The organism is Amycolatopsis methanolica 239, from assembly GCF_000739085.1.
Lineage (GTDB): Bacteria > Actinomycetota > Actinomycetes > Mycobacteriales > Pseudonocardiaceae > Amycolatopsis_E > Amycolatopsis_E methanolica.
Map to the genome: position 1 here is coordinate 7128478 of NZ_CP009110.1, position 20218 is coordinate 7148695.

General features: G+C 72.5%; 20 protein-coding genes and 1 pseudogene. 14 read left to right on the forward strand and 7 right to left on the reverse strand.

The annotated features are described in order from the left end of the window. Positions 1–7 precede the first annotated feature (7 nt). Complete coding sequence (locus AMETH_RS34900; protein WP_085929385.1) at positions 8–1591, reverse strand: dynamin family protein; 1584 nt, start codon at positions 1589–1591, stop codon at positions 8–10. A 116-nt stretch (positions 1592–1707) separates the two neighbouring features. Here AMETH_RS34900 and AMETH_RS34905 point away from each other — a divergent pair, with 116 nt between their 5' ends. Both AMETH_RS34905 and AMETH_RS34910 read left to right on the forward strand, forming a co-directional pair. Then, entirely contained in the window at positions 1708–2850 is a 1143-nt protein-coding gene (locus tag AMETH_RS34905) for a sensor histidine kinase (protein ID WP_017985847.1), read from the forward strand. Then, positions 2847–3500 (forward strand): response regulator, encoded by a 654-nt coding sequence (locus tag AMETH_RS34910; RefSeq protein WP_017985848.1) that lies wholly within the window; start codon positions 2847–2849, stop codon positions 3498–3500. The genes AMETH_RS34905 and AMETH_RS34910 overlap by 4 nt, the downstream gene beginning before the upstream one ends. A 188-nt stretch (positions 3501–3688) precedes the next feature. Here AMETH_RS34910 and AMETH_RS34915 read toward each other — a convergent pair whose 3' ends face one another. Continuing rightward, positions 3689–4597, reverse strand: a complete 909-nt coding sequence (locus tag AMETH_RS34915; protein ID WP_017985849.1) for an SDR family NAD(P)-dependent oxidoreductase — start codon at positions 4595–4597, stop codon at positions 3689–3691. A gap of 219 nt (positions 4598–4816) precedes the next feature. Between AMETH_RS34915 and AMETH_RS34920 the strand changes: the two genes are divergently transcribed. From AMETH_RS34920 to trmB, 4 genes are all read left to right on the forward strand, one after another. Beyond that, positions 4817–5749 (forward strand): ABC transporter ATP-binding protein, encoded by a 933-nt coding sequence (locus tag AMETH_RS34920; RefSeq protein ID WP_017985850.1) that lies wholly within the window; start codon positions 4817–4819, stop codon positions 5747–5749. A 113-nt stretch (positions 5750–5862) separates the two neighbouring features. Continuing rightward, complete coding sequence (locus AMETH_RS34925; RefSeq protein ID WP_026153638.1) at positions 5863–6636, forward strand: ABC transporter permease; 774 nt, start codon at positions 5863–5865, stop codon at positions 6634–6636. A 273-nt stretch (positions 6637–6909) separates the two neighbouring features. Further along, complete coding sequence (locus AMETH_RS34930) at positions 6910–7473, forward strand: hypothetical protein (protein ID WP_017985852.1); 564 nt, start codon at positions 6910–6912, stop codon at positions 7471–7473. A gap of 18 nt (positions 7474–7491) precedes the next feature. After that, complete coding sequence (gene trmB, locus AMETH_RS34935) at positions 7492–8190, forward strand: tRNA (guanosine(46)-N7)-methyltransferase TrmB (RefSeq protein ID WP_017985853.1); 699 nt, start codon at positions 7492–7494, stop codon at positions 8188–8190. A gap of 39 nt (positions 8191–8229) precedes the next feature. Here trmB and AMETH_RS34940 read toward each other — a convergent pair whose 3' ends face one another. Next, a complete protein-coding gene (locus AMETH_RS34940; protein ID WP_017985854.1) occupies positions 8230–10446 on the reverse strand; it encodes an FtsX-like permease family protein in 2217 nt (738 codons plus the stop codon). Continuing rightward, the gene (locus AMETH_RS34945; RefSeq protein ID WP_026153640.1) at positions 10443–11135 is read right to left on the reverse strand and encodes an ABC transporter ATP-binding protein; all 693 of its coding nucleotides are present in this window, start codon (positions 11133–11135) and stop codon (positions 10443–10445) included. The genes AMETH_RS34940 and AMETH_RS34945 overlap by 4 nt, the downstream gene beginning before the upstream one ends. Before the next feature lie 133 nt (positions 11136–11268). Between AMETH_RS34945 and AMETH_RS34950 the strand changes: the two genes are divergently transcribed. The 3 genes from AMETH_RS34950 to AMETH_RS34960 are packed head-to-tail and all read left to right on the forward strand — an operon-like array spanning position 11269 to position 14134. Beyond that, the gene (locus AMETH_RS34950) at positions 11269–12981 is read left to right on the forward strand and encodes a sensor histidine kinase (protein ID WP_017985856.1); all 1713 of its coding nucleotides are present in this window, start codon (positions 11269–11271) and stop codon (positions 12979–12981) included. After that, positions 12978–13628, forward strand: a complete 651-nt coding sequence (locus AMETH_RS34955; RefSeq protein WP_017985857.1) for a response regulator — start codon at positions 12978–12980, stop codon at positions 13626–13628. Before AMETH_RS34950 ends, AMETH_RS34955 begins: the two co-directional genes overlap by 4 nt. 26 nt (positions 13629–13654) lie before the next feature. After that, positions 13655–14134, forward strand: coding sequence for a DUF3558 domain-containing protein (locus tag AMETH_RS34960; protein WP_017985858.1), 480 nt, complete (start codon positions 13655–13657; stop codon positions 14132–14134). A 1-nt stretch (position 14135) separates the two neighbouring features. Here AMETH_RS34960 and AMETH_RS42300 read toward each other — a convergent pair whose 3' ends face one another. Further along, a complete protein-coding gene (locus AMETH_RS42300) occupies positions 14136–14480 on the reverse strand; it encodes an SDR family NAD(P)-dependent oxidoreductase (protein WP_017985859.1) in 345 nt (114 codons plus the stop codon). 70 nt (positions 14481–14550) lie between these two features. After that, positions 14551–14721 (reverse strand): annotated as a pseudogene (locus AMETH_RS42305) (short-chain dehydrogenase); the annotation flags it as partial. Positions 14722–14822: 101 nt separating this feature from the next. On the opposite strand from AMETH_RS42305, the gene AMETH_RS34970 reads away from it, so the two are divergent. From AMETH_RS34970 to AMETH_RS34995, 5 genes are all read left to right on the forward strand, one after another. Then, positions 14823–15653, forward strand: coding sequence for a helix-turn-helix transcriptional regulator (locus AMETH_RS34970; protein WP_017985860.1), 831 nt, complete (start codon positions 14823–14825; stop codon positions 15651–15653). Positions 15654–15662: 9 nt separating this feature from the next. Beyond that, positions 15663–16967, forward strand: coding sequence for an amidohydrolase family protein (locus AMETH_RS34975; RefSeq protein WP_017985861.1), 1305 nt, complete (start codon positions 15663–15665; stop codon positions 16965–16967). A 588-nt stretch (positions 16968–17555) separates the two neighbouring features. Further along, positions 17556–17852 (forward strand): hypothetical protein, encoded by a 297-nt coding sequence (locus AMETH_RS34985; protein ID WP_223843012.1) that lies wholly within the window; start codon positions 17556–17558, stop codon positions 17850–17852. Beyond that, positions 17849–19117 carry a putative T7SS-secreted protein gene (locus AMETH_RS34990; RefSeq protein ID WP_017985865.1) on the forward strand — a complete coding sequence of 423 codons (1269 nt, stop codon included), beginning with the start codon at positions 17849–17851 and terminating at the stop codon, positions 19115–19117. Before AMETH_RS34985 ends, AMETH_RS34990 begins: the two co-directional genes overlap by 4 nt. Beyond that, positions 19114–19536, forward strand: coding sequence for a hypothetical protein (locus AMETH_RS34995; RefSeq protein ID WP_017985866.1), 423 nt, complete (start codon positions 19114–19116; stop codon positions 19534–19536). Before AMETH_RS34990 ends, AMETH_RS34995 begins: the two co-directional genes overlap by 4 nt. Here AMETH_RS34995 and AMETH_RS35000 read toward each other — a convergent pair. Then, complete coding sequence (locus AMETH_RS35000) at positions 19533–20216, reverse strand: SDR family oxidoreductase (RefSeq protein ID WP_017985867.1); 684 nt, start codon at positions 20214–20216, stop codon at positions 19533–19535. The genes AMETH_RS34995 and AMETH_RS35000 overlap by 4 nt on opposite strands. Positions 20217–20218: the final 2 nt, after the last annotated feature.

Here is a 20218-nt window from a genome sequence, read left to right on the forward strand (position 1 = left end):
CCCCCGTTCATCTCAGCTGCTGCCAGATGAGGAAGTACGCCCGGTGCACGACGTGCGCGACCCGGCTCTGCGCGGGCGTCGCGCCGAAGGACGCGAACGACCGCCACCACCCGGCGCGCTCCAGCGCGTGCGCGGCGAGCTCCGGCCGGGACGCGCCGGGCAGGCCCAGCTGCTCGTCGATGTCGGCGTTGCTGCCCACCCGCAGGACCTCTTCGGCCAGGTCCTCGGGCATGTCGACGGCGCCGGCCACGACCAGGGTGAGGGCCTCGAGCAGCCGGAGCTGGTGCGCCTCGGGCTTGGCGAGCAGCACCTCGATGGCGTCGTGCACGCGCTGCCGTTCGGCAGGGTCGCCGGAGGCGTGGGCCAGCGCGGTGACCGACGCCAGCGCGGCGGCGGCCTTGATCCCGTCCGCGCGGGCGGCGAAGACCGTGTTCAGCCGGGCGCGGACCGCGTCCAGACCGGAGGCGCTGAGCAGCAACCTGCGCAGGGCTCCCGCGGTGATCGTCTCGTCGGCGCGGATCGCGTCGATGGCGCGGCGGATGCCGTAGAGGTCGAGCTTCTCCAGCAGCCGCAGCCGGGTGCCTGCCGGGACCTCGCAGTCCCAGCTGGTGAAGATGTCGGCCGCCATCAGCATGGTCTCCAGCGTCGCGTCGTCCAGCGCGGCCAGCTGGCGCAGCGCGTCGGCGTCGGCGGAGGTGAAGTTGCCCGATTCGGCGGACTCGGCGATCAGCCCGATCACCGGCAGCACGTCGGCGACCCGCGGCTTGAGCAGCAGCCCCTGCTTCTCGGCGAGGATCGACGCGGCCCGCCACACGTCGCCGCCGGAACCCTCGACGGACTCCGGCGGGATGGTGTCGGCCTTGTTCAGCACAGCGATCGCGTTGACCGGGCCCGCCTCGCGGCTCGCGGTCGCGGCGGTGAACGCGGCGAGCGCCTGCTGGTCGTCCGCGCGCACGCCCTGGGTCACGACGTAGAGGACGGCTTCCGCGCCGGCGACCGCGTTGCGGGAGGTCTCGTCCAGCTCGTCACCGCCGTCTTCGGCCTGGGCGGCGCCCAGCAGCTGCTCCGTGCGCGAGACCGACGCGGCGTCCAGCGAACCGAGGCCGGGGGTGTCGATCACGGTCATGTCCTGCAGGACCGCGCTGGTCAGGTACGCCTCGATGTGCGAGACCTTGCTGATGTCCACGCCCAGCTCGGCCGGGATCGACCCGTCCGGCGCGAACGGGAGCACCTGCTTGTGCCCGCCGGTGAAGACCACTTCGATGCGGTCGACCGTGCCGTACTGGAAGCGGGTCACCAGGCGCGTGCACTCGCCGACGTCGGTCGGCGCGACCCGCCGCCCGATCAGCGCGTTGACCAGCGTCGACTTGCCGGACTTGATGCGCCCGGCGACCGCGACCTGCAGCGGCGCGCCGAGGCGTCGCAGCACCTCGGCGAACCCGGCGGCGGTGCGGGCGGAGACCTGCGGCTGCAGGCGGCGGCAGAGGTTGGCCACCGACATCGACAGGGGACCGGCCAGGCGGCCCTGATCCGTCGTCGCCGTCACGTCGCCCCCTCCCAGTGCCTGCGTTGTGCCCCCGAATCCTGCCATGAAGCTCGGCCCGAAGTCCCACGTGCGGTGATACCTCGGGATGACGCGGAGTGGGTTCCCGCCGACCTAGGGTGAACCGTGTGCGGCGACTGAGCTTGTGGATGCGGGCGCACCCGATGGTCGGGGACGTCCTGCTCGCGCTGTTGCTGCTGCTCGTGGACCTGCTGCTCCTGGTCGCGCGGGCCGCTCCCGGCGAGGGGCAGCGGTGGTACGCCGCGATCCCGCTGGACCTCGCGATGGTGGGGCCGGTGGCGTTCCGCCGGAAGTACCCGCTGGTCACGGCCTACGTGATCCTGCTGATGACGGTGCCGCACAGCGTGCTGGAGCTGGGCGTCGGCAGCGCGACGGCGAGCTGCGTGGCCCTGTACACGGTGGTCGTCTACGTCGGTCGGCGGCAGGCCGCGCTGTACCTGGCCGCGCAGGCCGTGATCAGCGTGCTGCAGATGTGGGCGTTCTGGTCGGCGCAGGGGTGGGCGCCGCTGCTGTTCATCGGGCTGATCTTCGCGTTGTGCTGGGTGCTCGGCGAGTTCGTCGGCGCGCGGCGGGCCTACCACGCGGAGGTGGAGGCGCGGCTGCACCTGCTGGAGACCGAACGCGACCAGGCCGGGCGGATCGCGGTGGCCGAGGAACGCGGGCGGATCGCGCGGGAGCTGCACGACGTGGTGGCCCACGCGGTGAGCGTGATCGTGGTGCAGGCCGACGGGGCGTCCTACGCGCTGCGGTCCAGCCCGGAGCTGGCCGAGCGGGCGGTGCGCACGATCTCCGAGACGGGCCGGCAGGCGCTGACCGAGCTGCGGCGGCTGCTGCAGGTGCTGCGCGACGAAGAGGTGGCCGGGGAGCCGCGCATCCCGCAGCCGACGGCGGAGTCGCTGGCGGACCTGGCGGAGCGGGTGCGGACCGCGGGGGTGCCGGTGGAGCTGTCGATCGAGGGGTCGCTCGCCGAGCTGCCTGCCGGGGTGTCGCTCGGCGTGTACCGGATCGTGCAGGAGTCGCTGACCAACACGCTCAAGCACGCCGGCCAGGGGGCCCGGGCGGAGGTGCGGGTGCGGCGGACCGAGAACCTGGTGGACGTGGAGATCGTGGACGACGGGGCCGGGAAGGCACGGGAGCTGGTGCCCGGGCCGGACCTGCCGGGAGGCAACGGGGTGATCGGGATGCGCGAACGGGCGCACCTGTTCGGCGGGATACTGCAGGTGGGGCCGCGGCCAGGGGGTGGCTGGCGGGTGCACGCGAGCTTCCCCGCGAGGCTCGACCCGTGATCCGCGTGGTGGTGGTCGACGACCAGGAGCTGATGCGGGTCGGGTTCCGCATGGTGCTGGGCGCGCAGGAGGACATCGACCTGGTCGGCGAGGCCGGGAACGGCGCGGACGCGGTGTCGCTGGCCGGTTCGCTGCGGCCGGACGTCGTGTTGATGGACGTGCGGATGCCGGTGATGGACGGCGTGGAGGCGACGAAGCGGATCGTCGAGGAAGGCACGTCGCGGGTGCTGGTGATGACGACGTTCGACCTGGACGAGTACGTGTACGCGGCGCTGCAGAACGGGGCCAGCGGGTTCCTGCTGAAGGACACGCCGCCGGACCACCTGGTGTCGGCGCTGCGGTCGGTGGCGTCCGGGGACGCCGTGGTGTCGCCGTCGGTGACGCGGCGGCTGCTGGACCGTTTCATGAGCGGCGGCGCCCCACCGCGCGACGAAGCCGAGCTGGACGTGCTGACCGAGCGGGAGCGCGAGGTGCTGGTGCTCATCGCGAAGGGCCTGTCCAATGTGGAGATAGCGGAAAAGCTGTTCCTCTCCGAGGCCACGGTCAAGACGCACGTGGGCCGGATCCTGGCGAAGCTCGGGCTGCGGGACCGCGTGCAGGCGGTGGTGCTGGCCTACGAGACGGGCCTGATCCGGCCTGGCTTGGCGTGAGCTGGAGCAGGCCCGGAGGTTCTGGTCCGGGCGATCGATCGCCTGGCAGCGGCGCGCCGCGTGGCGCCGCCGGTTCGCGCGTCCGCGGCAGGGCGGTGAGTCCAGCTCCGCCTCGACCTCGGCGTGCCGGCGCCCGCTCACCCGCCGCCGGCGAGCACTCGGGCTCCGGGGGCATCCGAGGGAGAGGTTCAGCGGTAGGGGGCCGGGTCCACCTCCGCCGGGTTGCGGCCCGCCTTGTGGACCTCGGCGTACCAGCGGCCCCAGTCCGGCCGGGTGCCGTCCACGTCGGTGACCCCGTACTCGCGCATGAGGGTCCACGAGGCGATCGTGCGGCCGGCGAAGCGGGCCGCGTCCGGGTCGTTCACCAGCGCGGCCACCCCGCGCGCCAGGTAGTACGGCGTCTCCGACAGCGCGAAGTCCGGGCCGCCCGCGCCGGTCACCGCGTCTCGCCAGTTCGGCTCCGCGACGCCGAAGAGGTCCAGCATCGCCTCGGAGCGGAGGAAACCGGGCGTCACCGACAGGCCGACGCAACCCCGCCCAGCCAGCTCCGCACCCAGCGCCCTGCCGAGCGCCCGCACCCCGCACTTCGCCAGGTAGTACGGGATGCCCGCGCCCACGTACTCGTCGTCGTCGCCGTCGGTCACCTCGATCACGAAACCACCAGGGCGCCGCACGACCAGCGGCAGCAGCCGGTGCAGCGCGATCAGGTGCGTGTCCAGCGCGTTGTGCACCAGGGTCAGCGCGTCGTCCAGGCTGGACTCCCAGTACGGCCGCTCGAAGTCGACGAACGGGTCACCGCCCCACACGTCGTCGACCAAGACGTCCAGACCGCCGGACTCCGCCTCGACCCGCTCCCGCAGCGCGTCCACGTCCGCCACCGACGTGAAGTCGCACCGCACCGGCACGCCCCGGCCGCCCGCCGCGTCCACCAGCTCGGCCGTCTCCTCGATCGTCTCCGACCGCTGCATCGGCGACGACGACCCGCGGGTCGTACGCCCGGTGACGTACACCGTCGCGCCGCCGCGACCGAGCTCCACCGCGATCGCGCGACCGCACCCCCTGGTCGCACCCGTCACCAGCACCGTCTTCGCCGTCATGCGGGCACGATAACGCCCGACCCCGACAAAACCGGGCCCCAAAGCTCAGGGGCGATTCAGGGTCATCACCGATCCCGTGCGCACGCGAATCGCGGGAGGCTACTACCGCAGTCGGGTGGGAAGTTCGAACCACAGGATGACGCGCACGCGTGCCCCGATCGGTCAACATGAGAGCCGCACGGGGAACAACAGGCTTTTGACCAGCACAGGGGAGCAACCATGATAGAGGCACGGGGCCTCACCAAACACTACGGAAAAACGCTCGCCGTCAACGATCTGTCCTTCGACGTCGCCCCCGGCGAGGTGACCGGTTTCCTCGGTCCGAACGGTGCCGGGAAATCGACCACCATGCGGATGATCCTGGGCCTGGACAATCCGACGAGCGGCCAGGTGACCATCGGCGGAAAGCGTTACACGGAACTGAAGAATCCACTTCGGACCGTTGGTGCACTGCTCGACGCCAAGTGGGTGCACCCGAACCGCTCGGCGCGGGCGCACCTGGCCTGGATGGCGAAGTCCAACCACATCCCGGCGCGCCGCGTCGACGAGGTGCTCGACATCGTCGGCCTGACCAGCGTCGCGGGCAAGCGCGCCGGCGGGTTCTCGCTGGGCATGTCGCAGCGGCTGGGGATCGCAGCGGCCCTGCTCGGCGACCCGGAGGTGCTGCTGTTCGACGAGCCGGTCAACGGCCTCGACCCGGAGGGCATCCTCTGGATCCGCAAGTTCATGCACCGCCTCGCCGACGAGGGCCGCACCGTCTTCGTCTCCAGCCACCTGCTGTCGGAGATGGCGCTGACCGCCTCCAACCTCGTGGTCATCGGCAAGGGCAAGCTGATCTCGCAGAGCACCACGAAGGAGTTCGTGGCCAGGGCCAGCGAGAACACCGTCAAGGTGCGCAGCCCGCAGCTGGCCAAGCTGCGCTCGCTGCTGCCCGCCGACAGCGCCACCGACACCGACGACGGCATCCTCGTATCCGGTTTGGACAGCGAGAAGATCGGCGAGCTGGCCGCGAGCAACGGCATCGTGCTGCACGAGCTGAGCCCGCAGACGGGTTCGCTGGAGCAGGCTTTCATGCAGATCACGGGCGATTCCGTCGAGTACCACACCGGTCTGGAGACCGAGGCCCGGCACGCTCTCGAGCCGGCGAATTAAGACCGTCCCGGACCTGGCTTGCGTGGCGGTGCGGGTAGCGGAACCCGCGGCGGTGCAAGCGCACGGCCCACCAAGCGGCTGCGCCGCTCGAAACACGCTTTTAGGGGAACATCATGACTTTGCTTGCCGTGGAACGGATGAAACTGTTCACCACCCGCTCGCCGTGGTGGTGCGCACTGGTGGCGCTGGCCACCACGATCGGGTTCTCCGCCCTGGTCGTCGGCAACGCGGACGATGGGGGCGAGTTCACCGCCACCGTCGCCTCGACCCAGTTCGGCTACAGCTTCGGCATGGCCGTGATCATGGTGCTGGCCGCGCTCGCGGTCACCACCGAGTACCGCTTCGGCACGATCCGCACGACCTTCCAGGCGGTGCCCAACCGGGCCGCCGCGCTGGTCGCGAAGACCACCGTCGTCGCGCTGGTCGCGCTGGTCATCGGTGAGCTGAGCGCGTTCGGCTCGTGGGCGCTGGCGCTCGTGCTCAAGCCGAACGCCCCGCTCGCGCTGGACACCGCCGCGGACTGGATCAACGTGGCCGGGGTCGGCGCGATCTACGCGCTCGCCGCGGTGATCGCGGTGGCCGTGGGCATCCTGCTCCGCCACAGCGCCGGCGCCATCGCACTGCTGCTGATCTACGCGCTCGCGGTCGAGGACCTGATCCGGCTCATCCCGAGCGTCGGCGACGACATCTACCAGTGGCTGCCGTTCAACGTCGCCAACAAGTTCCTCACCGGCGACGGCGCGTCGAACATGGGCCGGAACGTCGACGCCGGCGCGCCGATGTCCACGGCCGCGCTGTCGCAGGGCTGGTCGCTGGCCTACTTCGCGGCGGTCGCAGTCGCGCTGCTGGCGATCGCGGTCGCGACGGCTCGCAAGCGCGACGCCTGAGCGAAAGACCACCACAGGACGCTCCGGTGGGGACCGGAGCACGGGGAAGAAGAACGGCCCGGGCCACCTAATTCGGGGGGTGGCCCGGGCCTTCGCCTGTAGTGCATCCGGCGACCTCCGGGAAGGTCGAATCGATTAATCCGGTGATGCCGTTACGACCCCTGGGTTAATACCGCGTAAAGCACCTGTGGCTGGCCTCACAGGAAGCGGACGCACCGCCTCTGACCAGGCATTCTGGAATCACCACGTCAGGCGACTCCACGGAGGTGACCCTTGACGGTGGATATCGATCGGAAAATCACCGCCCCGCGCGCCGTCGCGCATCCGCCCGCTCTGGAACCGCTCGACGCGCTGGAATGGTCGCAGGCCGTGGAGTTGCCCCGGATCGTGTCCACCGCGACGAGACCGGCGGAGATCCGGCGCGCGTGGATCCACCGGGCCGCCGAAAGCGAAGTTCTCGCGTTGTTCCGCGCCGTGAGCGCCCGGGGCGAGATGATCCCGGCCCCGTGGTGGCTGCGCGCCCTCGCGGAGGGCAGGCTGGACTCGCGGGAGACCGGGTTCCGCATCGAGGACCGGGTGGCACAGCTGCTGTCCCGCCGGCCCGGCTGGGAGTACGTGCCGTGGGCCGCGGACGGCGAATCCGGGTACTGGGAGTTCATGCCGTCGGAGAACGGGCGCTCCGGGCACAAGATCCCCACCACGATCCTGACCACCAGCCGCCACGACGGGTGGATCGACGTGCTGCCCGCCCACACCGGCACGACGCCGTCGCCGATCGCCGTGCACGGGGTCGGCGGCCTGCGCTCCCGGTTGGGGGAGTTCGAGGCCGTCCGCTAGGACCGTTAACTTGGGCGGGTGGAGAGCGAGCAGCAGCCCCGCCTGCGGAGTGTCGTCAGTTACGTGCAGCGTGGTGGCCGGATGACGGTCGGCCAGCAGCGTGCCTGGGAACGCCAGTGGGCGGACATCGGGCGCCGGGTGGCCGACCTGCCGCCCGGTCCGATCGACTTCGCCAGGTGGTTCGGCCGCCCGGCTCCGGTGCTGCTGGAGATCGGCTCCGGCATGGGTGAGACGACCGCGCAGCTCGCGGCCGCCGAGCCGGAGGTCAACTACGTCGCGGTCGAGGTGTACGAGGCCGGTCTCGGGCAGCTGATGCTGCGCGCCGAGCGGCTCGGCCTGGAGAACCTGCGCCTGCTGCACGGCGACGCGGTGATCGCGCTGAAGGAGCACATCGAGCCGGATTCGCTGTCCGGGGTGCGGATCTTCTTCCCGGACCCCTGGCCGAAGAAGCGCCACCACAAGCGCAGGCTGGTGCAGCCCGACTTCGTGAAGCTGGTGGCGTCGCGGCTCGCGCCCGGCGGGATCCTGCACATGGCCACCGACTGGGAGCACTACGCCGAGCAGATGCTCGAGGTGTGTTCGGCCGAGCCCGCGCTGCGCAACCGCTTCGACGACTGGGCGCCGCGGCCGAGCTGGCGGCCCGTCACCAAGTTCGAGCAGCGGGCCGACCAGGAGGGCCGGATCAGCCGGGACCTGATCTTCGAACGCGTGGGCTGACCGGCCGCCCCTCCCCCGACGAGGGGCGGCCGGACGAGCTCATTCGTTGGCCAGCGGTTCCGCGCGCACCCGGTTCAGGGCCGGGGTGCAGACCGACGCGGCGAGGACCGCCACGGCGAACCCGAGCACCACCGGCGCGGCCAGCCACGGGCTGATCACCGCCGAGGCGTTCTGGGATTCCTGAATGATCGAGAACAACCCGAGGCCGGCGATCATTCCCAGCAGCCCGGACCCGATCGTGGCGACCAGCGCGGGTAGCGCGGCCTCCATCCGCAGCGCCCTGGACAGCACCCGGGTCGGCGTGCCCGCCGCCATCAGCGCCCCGAACGTGCGACGCCGGTCCATCACCGATCCGGCGGTCGCGATCGCCGCGCTGCACCCGGCCAGGACCGCCGCGACCGTCACCCCGATGACGGTGACGCGGCGCAGGTCGTCCAGCTGGTCGCGCTGGCCGTCCAGGTACAGCTCCCGGCTGTACACGCTTTCGCCGCCGGCCGCGCCGACCAGCGCGGTGCGCACCAGCTCGCGGTCGGCCGGGGTGGTGTCGACGGCGACCCGCGCGTACGACGGCACGACACCGGCCGGCATGACCGCCGGGTCGATGATCAGCGGCGCGTACCCGTCGTCGTCGGTCTGCGTCATCGGCTTGACCGCGGTGCCCGCGGCGAACGGCACGCCTTCGGCGTCGTAGTCGCCTGCCACCCGGAAACCGCCGAGCTCCAGGTCGTGGGTGCTGTAAATCCCCGGGCCGGTGCAGGTGGCCTGCACGCGGTAGAGCTGCACCGCGTCGGCGCAGGACACGACCACACCGGTGTAGGTGGAGCCGTTCACCGACTTCAGCGTCACCTCGGGCATCGACACCGCGCGGGCGGGCAGGTTGTAGCGCTCCAGTGTCGCGTTGGCCTGTGCGGCGATCGTGCCTGCCCGTTCGCCGGAGGTGTCCACCGACAGCACCGAGTCGCGGTAGGTTCCGCCGCCACCGGCCATCGCGTCGAAGCTGGGCATCAGCGTCAGCGCCATCGACCCGGTGAACACGGCGAGCACGACCCCGGCCGAGGCGCGGTAGGCGCCGCGCGGGTCGTTGCGCAGCCGCCGCCCGGCCAGCAGCGCGGACGGCTTGCGCCAGCGGCTCACGAAGAACCCGCCGATCACCGCCGTCACGTACGGCCCGACCAGCATCGCCGAGGCGATCATCAGCCCGAGGCCGAGCAGGATCAGGTTGACGTCGTCGCCCTGCTCGATGGCGAAGAAGAAGAACAACGCGGTCGCCGGCAACGAGAGCAGGCGCCACCAGCGCAGCGGCTTCGGAGTGTGCTGCACGACCGCACCGACCGGGTTGCTCACCACCCGCCGCAACCCGAGCACGGCGGCCAGCAGCACCAGCGCAGGCACGGCGACCAGCACGAACACAGTCAGCCCGACCGGCACGCGGAAGTCACCGGCGAGCCACGTGCCGCCGTCCCACCGCACCAGCCGGGCCAGCGACCACAGCAGCGGGCTGATCGCCCAGCCGAGCAGCGCGCCAGCGACCGCGGCGATCCCGGTCTCGGCCGCGGTGATCGACACGACCTGTCCGGGTGTCGCGCCGGCCAGGCGCAGGGCCGCCAGCCGCTGTTCGCGGCGGGCCGCGATGAGCCGCGCCGAGGAGGCCACCAGCACCAGGCTCGGCACCAGCAGCACCACGACCCCGACCCCGGCCAGCAGCGTGAGCAGCGCGTCCACCCGCGCCTCCGACGGCGGCACGAACCCGTTCCGCTCGTTCGCGTTCACCGGCATCGTCTCCGGGCTGTGCCCGACCAGCGCGACGAGCTGGTCCGGGAAACGCAGGGCGTCCTCGCCGAGGGTGCCCACCACCTTGCCGGGGAACCGGTCGGCCAGCTGCGACGCGGGCAGCCGGTTCATCGCCTGGAACAGCTCCGGCGACACCAGCACCTCACCTGGCGCCGGGAACTTCGGCACCCCGGCGGGCAACGCGGCCCCGCCGGCGAGTTGTGCCACGTCCACGCGGTCGATCCGCCTGCCGTCGAAGAAGTCGGTGCTCGACGAGATCGACAGGGTCGGTGTGCCGCCGTCGCGGGAGCCGTACTGCTCCTGCCAGACCGCGCGCTCGGCGCGGGCCTGCGTCGCGAAGGGCAGGCTCAGCAGCAACAGGACCAGCCCCGTGGCCACCGCGACCCCCACCGCGGTGAGCAGGGTGGCGGTCCTGGTCCGCCGGTCCGCCCGCAGAACCTTGAACGCCAGCTGGACCGGGCTCACGGCAGCACCCCCACCTGCTCCGCGATGCGCCCGTCCCGGATGGTCACCGTGCGCGGCAGCGACGCGGCGAGTTCCACGTCGTGCGTCACGATGACCACCGACGCGCCCGCGTCCGAGGCCGCGACCAGCAGGGCGTCCATGGTGTCCTTGCCGGTGCGGGTGTCCAGCGCGCCGGTCGGCTCGTCGGCGAAGATCACCTTCGGCCGGTGCGTCAGCGCGCGGGCGATCGCCACCCGCTGCGCCTGACCGCCGGACAGCTCACCGGGGCGGGCCCCCTCCCGGCCCCGCAGCCCGAGGCGGCCGAGCCACTCCCGCGCCGCGCCGATCGCCTCGCGGCGCCTGGCTCCTCCGAGCAGCATCGGCAGCGCCACGTTCTCCTCCGCGGACAGCTCGGCCACGAGCATCCCCTGCTGGAACACGAAACCGAACTCGGTGCGCCGCAGCTCGCTGCGCTTGGTCTCGGACAGCTGGTCGACGCGCCTGCCGTCCAGCAGGATCTCGCCGCCGTCCGGCCGCAGGATCCCGGCCAGCACGTGCAGCAGCGACGTCTTGCCCGAGCCCGACGGGCCGACGACGGCGAGCGCCTCCCCGGCGTGGACGTCGACGTCGACGCCGGCCAGCGCCAGCTGCTCGCCGTACCGCTTGACGAGCCCCCGCCCGGACAACACGACACTCCCTTGTGGAGTCATGAACCTTCCCCTTCCGTTGTTCCCGCACAGCAGGTTCACAGGTGGGGCTGGGTGCCCGGATCGGCCGATCGGCCGATACGGGGTGGCCGGGCGGCCAAGGTGCGGGGACGCGCGGATCCTCTACCGTTCCGTTGTGCCGTTCTCCGATCGCGTGACCTCGGCCTGGCGATGGCTGGGTCTCGAAGGCGTCCTGCTGCTCGCCGCCTTCCTGTGCGATCTCGCGGTGGTGCTGCCGGCCAGTGTGGACTCGCTGGGACCGCGGGGCCGGGATCTCCTGCTGCTGCCCGGGATGGTCGCGCTGGGCGCGTGCGCGCTGTGGGCGCGGACCCGGCCCGCGGTGGCCGTGTTCGCGGGCGCCGCGACGTTGTTCGCGTCGACCTTCCTGATCCGGGCGACCGACGCGGCGGCCTACACGACGCTGCTGAGCCACGTGTCGCTGAGCGAGACCGTCGCCGGGCTGGAGCTGGTGTTCTTCTGCGTGCGGTGGGTGCGGTGGGCGGAGTCCATCGTCGGCACCGGCACGCTGGTGCTCGCCACCCTGCTCGCCACCGCCTACCGCAACGGCTCGGACAGCCGCGGGCTGAGCGAGACGATGCTGCTCGGCATGGTGCTGCTGGTCGCCGTGGTGCTCGCCGGGCTGCACTTCCGGCGCGGGCAGGCCCCGCGCAAGGAGAGCGCGGTGCGCGACCTGGTGCGCGAGCAGTGGCCGCTGATCGGCGCGCTCAGCCTGCCCGTCTTCCTGGAGCTGTACCAGCTGCTGGACAGCAACATCCGGGCGCTGCCCGCGCTGACCTGCTCGCTCGCGGCGGCCGCGACGGCCGTCTACGCGACCCGCCGCCCGCTGCGCGCCGGCCTGCTGCTCGCCGGGATCATCTCCGCCACCTCGGCGGCGCTGTGGATCGCGCCGCGGCAGTACCTGCTTGGCTTCGGCGCCCTGCCATTCACCGAGATCGTCGCCGGGATCATCGTCGTGGTCCTGCTGGTCCGGTCGGTCGAGCCGAAGCGGGCGTGGGGCGCGATCGCGTTGATGTCGGCCGCGGTCGCGTTCACCACGCTCACCACGGTGGTCAGCGGCCGGGGCCGGGCGCACATGTCGGACCTGCGCGACCTGGTGATCGCCGCGGTGCTCGTGCTCGGGATCGCGGTGGCCGCCGGGCTGTACTTCCGGGCCCGCGACTCCGAGCGGCGCAAGGTCGTCGAGGCCGCGGTCGCCGACGCGCAGAACTCCGAGCGCATGGCGCTGGCGCGGGAACTGCACGACCTGGTCGCGCACCACGTCACCGGGATCATCGTGCAGGCGCAAGCGGCGAAGGTGATCGCCGACCAGAACCCGAAGGTCGCGCTGGAGGTCATCGAACGCATCGAGGCCGCGGGCACCGAGGCGATGACCGCGATGCGCCGGCTGGTCGGCAGCATGCGCGCGGGCGGGGAGGCGGTCACCGACCAGGCCACCATGGACCTGGACGCGGACCTGCGGCGGCTCGTGGAGTCCGGGCACCACGGCGTCCCCGCGGAGGCCGACGTGCGAGTGCCCGCGGACCTGCCGCAGGAGGTGGCGCGCTCGGCGCTGCGGCTGGTGCAGGAGTCGCTGACGAACATCGGCAAGCACGCGGCGGGCGCGACGCGGGCGTGCGTGCTGGCCGAGGTCCGGGACGGCGAACTGCACATCCGGGTGGCCGACGACGGCCGCCAGGTGGTGGCGCGTCCGGCGGGAGGTTCCGGGGGATACGGTCTCGTCGGGATGCGCGAGCGGGTCGAGCTGCTGCACGGCCGGCTCGCCGCGGGCCCGGCGCCGGACGGGGGCTGGGTGGTGGAGGCGTGGTTGCCGGTGGAGGAGCAGGATTGATTCGCGTACTGATCGCCGACGACCAGAGCATGGTGCGCATGGGGTTCCAGATGATCCTCGACGCCCAGGACGACATCGAGGTGGTCGCGGACGTCGAGGACGGCGTCGCGGCGGTGACGAAGGCGCGTGAGCTGCGGCCGGACGTGTGCCTGCTGGACATCCGGATGCCCGGGCTGGACGGGCTGGAGGTGACGCGCCAGCTGGCCGGGCCGAACGTGGCCGACCCGCTGAAGGTCGTGGTGGTGACGACGTTCGACCTGGACGAGTACGTGCACACCGCGCTGCGCAACGGCGCGAGCGGTTTCCTGCTCAAGGACGCCGGCCCCGCGCTGCTGATCGAGGCGATCCGGGCCGCCCACCGCGGCGACGCGCTGGTGTCGCCGCAGGTGACGGTGCGGCTGCTGAAGCACTTCGAGGGCGCGTCCGCGCGGCGGCAGGTCGATCCGCCAAAGGAGCCGCTGACGGCGCGCGAGCTGGACGTGGTCAAGGCGGCGGCCCGCGGCCTGACGAACACGGAGATCGGCGCCGAGCTGTACATGTCCCTGTCGACGGTGAAGACGCACCTGGCCGCGGTGCAGGGCAAGGTCGGCGCGCGGAACCGCGTCGAGGTCGCGGCCTGGGCGTGGCGCAGCGGACTGGTGGACTAGCCACGCAGGGTGCAGGCTTTCCGTTCATGGAGCGCAGGGCGGCGCTGGTGGCCGCGGTCGTCGCGGCGGCCGGTCTCACAGCCTGCTCGACACCCGACAGCGACAGGCCGACGCCGACGACGGAGGCACCCACCGCGAGCCCGCGGGAGCCGCTGTCCGCCTGCGCCGTCCTCGACCAGCTGCTCGCCGGGCAGGGGTTCACGCCGGGCAGGCCGATCGGCGTACGGGACGAGTGCGGCGCGTCCAAACCGGGCTACGGCACCGTGAGCATCACCCTGGAGCAGGAGCAGGGGGAACCGGCAGGGGCGGCGCCGTTCGACGTCAACGGCCGCAAGGCGCTGATCGGCCAGTTCACCGGCCCCGGGACGTGCGAGGTCGTGCTCGACGTCCCCGGGCACGCCCAGGCCGCGACGACCGTCGTGTTGCTCTCCGCCGACCTGCAGGCGGAGGCCTGCGCCGCGGCTCAGGACCTGGCCATCAGCCTCGAACCGCTCCTGCCGCGCTGAGTCACTGCGCCGTCCAGCCGCCGTCGACCGGGAGCAGCGCTCCGGTGATGAAGCTCGCCGCGTCGGAGGACAGGAACGCCACCGCTTCGGCGGCCTCGTCGGCTGTGCCGATGCGGCCGATCGGGTGGGCGGGGCCGAACGAGGCGAGCATTTCGCGGCCGTTGTCGACCACCCCCTCCATGATGTCGGTGTCGACGACGCCCGGCAGGACGGCGTTCGAACGGATCCCGGCCGGCCCGCCCGTGATGGCCAGCACCCGCGTCATCTGGGCCAGCGCGCCCTTCGACGCGGCGTAGACGGTCTGCGTCTCGAACGCCACCACCGGCGACACCGACGCGATCGACACGATGGACCCGCCCCCCGGCCGCCATCACGCGGAACGCCTCCCGCGCCTGCACGAAGTTCCCGCGCGCGTTGACCCGCAGGATCGCCTCGAAGTCCTCGACAGTCGTCTCGGTCACCGGCTTGTTCAGCGTCCGCCCGGCGTTGTTCACCAGCACGCAGCAACTCGTCGCGCACGCCCGGCCGATGCCGCGCGCCGCGCCGGTGACGACGGCGACCCGTCCGGTGAGATCCAGTTTGCTCATGGCACCGACGGTGGCCCGGCCTGCCGGACCGCGGCAGGGCGCGGTCTTCCTGGGAGCGCTGCACCCAGGTAGTACCGCCGCCGCCGACCTACGATCACGGCATGCCACGGTCCGAACTCGGCGACTTCCTCAGCTCGCGGCGGTCCCAGGTGCGCCCGGAGGAGGTCAACCTCCCCGGCACCGGCCAGCGCCGCGTGCCCGGCCTGCGCCGCGAGGAGGTGGCGCTGCTGGCGGGCGTCAGTGTGGACTACTACGTCCGCCTGGAGCAGGGCCGCGAGCGCACCCCGTCGGCGCAGGTGGTCGACGCCCTGGCCGCCGCGCTCCGCCTCGGCGAGGACGGCCGACAGCACCTGTTCCGCCTCGCCGGGCTCAGCCCGCGCACCCGGCTCACCCCGGTCCCCGCCCGGGTCGGCCCGAGCCTGCTGCAGCTGATGAGCGCCTGGCCGGACAACCCCGCCATCGTCTACAACCTCGCCTACGACGTGCTCGCCTCCAACGCGATCGCCGACGCGCTGTTCCACGACTGGGCGCACTCGCGCAACCTGATGCACGTCGTGTTCACCGACCCCGCCGCCCGCACCTTCTACCGGGACTGGCACGAGGTGGCGCGCAACTCGGTCGCCGGGTTCCGGCTCGGCTACGGCAAGAACCCGGACGACCCGCGGGTCCGGCAGGTCCTCGCCGAACTCCTCGCCGCCAGCCCGGAGTTCGCCGAGCTGTGGACCAGTCACGACGCGCGCGGCAAGAGCCTGGAGCGCAAGGAGTTCGCGCACCGCGAGGTCGGTCCGCTGACCCTGACCATGCAGACCTTCGACGTCCGTTCCAGCCCTGGGCAGGAGCTCGTCGTCTACCACGCCGAACCGGGTTCGCCGAGCGCCGAGGCACTCGCGCTGCTCGGGTCGCTGGCCGCCACGGCCCGGCGGGAGACCTAGAATCCCAGGATGCCGCAACGCTTCCGCGCCCCCGTCGTCCTGCCCTGCGATCCGGCCTGCTCGGTCATCCGGGACGGCGTGGTCGACGTCGGCGACGACGGGCGCATCACCTTCTGCGGCCCGGCCGGCGAGGCGCCCGGCGACCTGCCGGTCACCGAGCTGACCGGGATCCTGCTGCCCGGCCTGATCAACGCGCACGCGCACAGCCCGATGACCCTGCTGCGCGGCATGGGCGGCGACCTGCCGCTGCTGCGCTGGCTCAACGAGATCATCTGGCCCGCCGAGGCGAAGCTGCGTGCGGAGGACGTGCGTGCCGGGATGCTGCTCGGCTCGGTCGAGATGCTCCGGCACGGTGTCACCACCAGCGCGGAGATGTACTTCTTCGCCGAGCAGATGGCCGAGGCGGTGCTGGAGACCGGCGCGCGGGCGGTGCTCGGCGGCCCGATCATCGACCTGCCCGGCGTCGACTGGCGGCGCATGATCGAGGTGGCGGACCGCTGGATCGACGCCGACGGCCTGCGATTCGGCCCCGGAGAGCGGATCGAGCTGTCCTACGCGCCGCATTCGGCGTACATGCTGCCGGTCGAGGCGCTGCGGCAGGTCACCGAATCGGCCGCGGCGCGGGGTGCGCTGGTGCAGATCCACGTCGCCGAGGCGGCGGACGAGGACGCCCGGCAGCGCGCGGAGTTCGGCTCGGTGCCGCGGCTGCTGGAGGAGGTCGGCATGCTGGGCGGGCGGGTGCTCGCCGCGCACGCCGTCCACCTGTCCGATGAGGACGTCGCGTTGTTCGCGGCGCGCGGCACCGGGGTGGCGCACTGCCCCGGGTCGAACGCGAAGCTGGCGTCGGGCATCGCGCGGCTGACCGACCTGCGGGCGGCGGCGGTCGCGGTCGGGCTCGGCACGGACGGCCCGGCCAGCAACGACGACCTCGACCTGTGGGAGGAGGTCCAGCTCTCCGCGATGCTCGCCCGGCTGTCCACACAGGACTCGACCGCGTTGCGGGCGAAGGACGCGCTGCTGCTGGCCACCCGCGGTGGGGCGGACGCGCTGAGCCGGACCGACATCGGCGCGCTGGAGCCCGGCCGCTGGGCCGACTTCGTGCACGTCGACCCGGACGGCCCGGCGTTCGCGACCGGGCTGGACGAGCCGGACGAGCAGGTGATCTCGAACCTGGTGTGGGCGTCCGGATCCCGTCAGGTCCGCGACGTCTGGGTGGCCGGCGAACAGGTGGTGTCCGACCGCGAGCCGGTGCGCGTCGATCGCGGCAAGGTCCAGTCCGCGGCCCGCGACGCGGCCGCCCGCTTGCGCGCCTAACGGAACAACGAGACGTGCGCGGCCGCCCACTCGGACCCGCAGCGCCATCCTCAGTGCCGCCGCGACCGGGGTCGGGCGGACCACCCTGCACCGCTACTTCCCGGACCGCGCTACCCTGATCAAGGCCGCCGTCGAGGACTCGATCGCAGCCATCGAGTCCTCCGTCGCCGACGCGGCGATCGACCAGGGGCCGGCGCTGGACGCCATGCGCAGGCTGGTAGGCGCGATGGTGGCGGTCGGGGACCGGCCAGTCTTCCTGTTCGGCGACCCGCGGGTGCTGGCCGAGCACGGCCCGGAGGGCGGCACGCCGCCGGACGATCCGGTGATCGCACTCATCGAACGCGGGCAGGCCGACGGCGTGTTCGACCCGGGCTCACTCCATAGTGGATCCAGCGGGTGCTGTGCGCGCTGGTGTACACCGGGCACACCGAGGGCGAACTGTCCGGCGTGCCCCGGCACGGCATCGTGGACACCGTGGTCAGAACGTTGCAAAACGGAATCGCGCGATCTTGATCTTAGCGGACGGTTCACCCCGGTTCACACGCTCGTTCACCGCCCGTTCCCGCCCGCTGGCTTACATCGGAGCACGTGTGGGGAGTTCTTGACGCCGAGCCGGACGATCTGGGTGGAGCCGCGGGCCACCTGGACGATCTACTGACCAAATTGGACCACTCGCCGCTCGCCGGGATCGCGGCGACGGCGGACGTCTACGGCGATCCCGGTCTGGCGAGCAGGCTCGGCGAGTTCACCGGACTGGCGCGCGTCGCCGCGCGCTTGCTGCAGGAGCGGGTCGGCCTGACGGGCACCGCGCTGCGCAACACTGCCACGTTGTTCCAGGGCGCCGAGCTCGACAACGAGGCCGCCATCCGCCGGGCCGGGCGGTGAGCGCGGAGCTCGGCTCCACCGACGATCCGCGCGCGCTCGTCCCCGGCTCTCCGGACACGATCGTCGAGCACGTCCGCACCCTGCTCGACCAGGCGAAGCAGTTCGAGGGCGTCGGCTCCGGGCTGGCCGGCTTCGGCGTGCCGGGCTGGCAGGGCGCGGCCTCCGACGCCTTCGGCGAGCTGATCGACCGGCTGCCACCGCAGTGGCTGAAGGCGGCCGACAGCCTCGCGGCCGCCGCGGGCGGTCTGAGCCGCTACGCCGACACGCTGCGCTGGGCGCAGGAGCAGGCCCGGGAGGCGATCGAGCTGTGGAACGACGGCCGCCGCGCTCTCGAGCAAGCCGCCGGGCAGGCCGCCGAGGATGCCGCGGAAGAAGCGGTGCGGCAGGGTGAGCAGCTCCAGCAGCAGGCGCGGGAACTGCTCGACCGGGCCCGTGGCCAGCTGGAACGCGAAGCCGTCGACGCCGCACGCGTCATCGGCACCATCGAGGCCGCGGCAGGCAGCGCGATCGGCGGTCTCGTCGACGCGATCACCAGCGGGTGGGATGCCAGTGGCAGCTCGTCGATCAAGACGTGGGAGTACGGCAACAAGTTCATCCCGCCGGAGCACGGCAAGCTGGGCCGCTACCGCTACTACGCCTACCTGCTGCACCAGGTCGCCGAGGGCAAGCTCCAGAAGGGCGACCTGACCCTCACCGGCAAGGTCGAGACGATGGTCGGCATCGAGACCAACCTCCAGGCGGCGCTGAACAACAAGGGCCTCATCCTGGAAGCCGAGACCATCGACGGCGTCAAGAGCACCGCGACCGGCCGCCTCGACTACGGCGTCCTCGGTCTCGACGGCAAGGCCGAAGGCATGTTCGGCGTCCGCGGCCGCGCCGGGTTCAAGGCCACGAAGGAGGCGGTCGAAGCCAAGGCCGGGGTGTTCGCCGGGGCACGCGGCAGTCTGCGCGGCGCCGTCGACGTCGGCGGCGTCGGGGCGGGCGCGACCGCGGAGGGCTGGGCCGGGCTCGGCGCCGAGGCCGGGTTCACCGTCGGCAAGGGCGAGGACGGCAAGTTCCACATCAAGGGCAACGCCGGGGCGGCGCTCGGGATCGGCGGCGAGGTCGGGTTCGACCTGCAGGTCGACGGGCACAAGGTCGCGGAGACCGCGAAGTCGGCCGCGAACGCGGTCGGCGACGGCATCGAGGCCGCAGGCGAAGGCATCAAGGACTTCGGCGACGACGTCGTCGACGTCGGCAAGTCCGTCAAGGGGTTGTTCGGATGACACTGCCCGTTCCGGTCCACTTCGGACTTCCCGACGGCTGGGAACCGGTGCCGTCGCGGGACGCCGCCTTCGCCGCGGTGCGGTCGCCCACCGCCGGGATCATGCTGACCGGCGGGATGTGGCCGGTCGCGACGCCCTTGCGCGAGGTCGCCGCCGAATCCGCGAGGGACCTGCGCGAGACGGCCGACGAGGTGACCGTGCTCAGCGGTGACGAGATCGGCGACGGCGGGTTCGTGCAGGAGCTGCGGTTCACGGCCGGCGACGAGACGTTCGTGCGCAGCGAGGTCCACCTCGCGATGGGCGAGGGGGCGGGACAGCGCGCCGTCGTCCGCGCCGTGCTGACCTGCACGCGTGCGGAGTTCGACGCGCTGGCAGGCGACTTCCGCGAGTTCGTCGGTTCGATCGGCCCCGACGTCTAGTGCGGCCGGGGCCGGATGCTCACGTCGGAGATGTGCGCGTCCGGGCTGGCGGTAACCGCGGACAGCACCGCCGCGGCGACCGAGTCCGGCCGCAGGTACTGGGCCGGGGCGTACTCCCTGCCCTCCCCGGCGATGATCGCCTGCTGCATCTCGGTGTCGGTGCGGCCGGGGTAGACCGAGGTGACGCGGATGCCGGGCTCCTCGTCGCGCAGCGCGTCGGCGAACGCGCGCACCGCGTGCTTGCTGGCCGCGTAGGGGCCCCAGCCGGCGCGGGCGGACAGGCCCTGGCCGGAATTGATGATCACGACGTGCCCATGCGCGGCACGCAGCGCGGGCAGCAGCAGCCGGGTCAGCTCCGCCACGGCGACGACGTTGACCTCGAAGTTCTGCCGCCACGCCGAGGGCGCGGCCTGCTCGACGGTGCCCAGCTCGGCCGTGCCCGCCGAGTGGACGAGCACGTCCAGCCGGTCGATGCCGGCGACCGCCCCGCGCACGCCGTCGAGGTCACTCAGGTCCACCGGCCACGGCTCGGCGTTCGCGGTTTCGGCGGCCTGATCGGCGAGCGCGTCGACGTCGCGGCCGCCGAGCAGCACGCGGTACGCGGGCGCGAGAGCGCGGGCAACGGAGGCGCCGATCCCGCGGGAGGCACCGGTGACGAGGGCGAGAGGACTTTCGGGCATGC

Excerpts from the sequence above, each read along its gene's own strand:
- AMETH_RS34925 (WP_026153638.1), top strand. The coding sequence starts at position 5,863 with ATGACTTTGCTTGCCGTGGAACGGATGAAACTGTTCACCACCCGCTCG.
- AMETH_RS34960 (WP_017985858.1), top strand. The coding sequence starts at position 13,655 with ATGGAGCGCAGGGCGGCGCTGGTGGCCGCGGTCGTCGCGGCGGCCGGT.
- AMETH_RS34920 (WP_017985850.1), top strand. The coding sequence starts at position 4,817 with ATGATAGAGGCACGGGGCCTCACCAAACACTACGGAAAAACGCTCGCC.
- AMETH_RS34995 (WP_017985866.1), top strand. The coding sequence starts at position 19,114 with ATGACACTGCCCGTTCCGGTCCACTTCGGACTTCCCGACGGCTGGGAA.
- AMETH_RS34975 (WP_017985861.1), top strand. The coding sequence starts at position 15,663 with ATGCCGCAACGCTTCCGCGCCCCCGTCGTCCTGCCCTGCGATCCGGCC.
- AMETH_RS34905 (WP_017985847.1), top strand. The coding sequence starts at position 1,708 with ATGGTCGGGGACGTCCTGCTCGCGCTGTTGCTGCTGCTCGTGGACCTG.
- AMETH_RS34945 (WP_026153640.1), bottom strand. The coding sequence starts at position 11,135 with ATGACTCCACAAGGGAGTGTCGTGTTGTCCGGGCGGGGGCTCGTCAAG.
- AMETH_RS34970 (WP_017985860.1), top strand. The coding sequence starts at position 14,823 with ATGCCACGGTCCGAACTCGGCGACTTCCTCAGCTCGCGGCGGTCCCAG.
- AMETH_RS35000 (WP_017985867.1), bottom strand. The coding sequence starts at position 20,216 with ATGCCCGAAAGTCCTCTCGCCCTCGTCACCGGTGCCTCCCGCGGGATC.
- AMETH_RS34915 (WP_017985849.1), bottom strand. The coding sequence starts at position 4,597 with ATGACGGCGAAGACGGTGCTGGTGACGGGTGCGACCAGGGGGTGCGGT.
- AMETH_RS34900 (WP_085929385.1), bottom strand. The coding sequence starts at position 1,591 with ATGGCAGGATTCGGGGGCACAACGCAGGCACTGGGAGGGGGCGACGTG.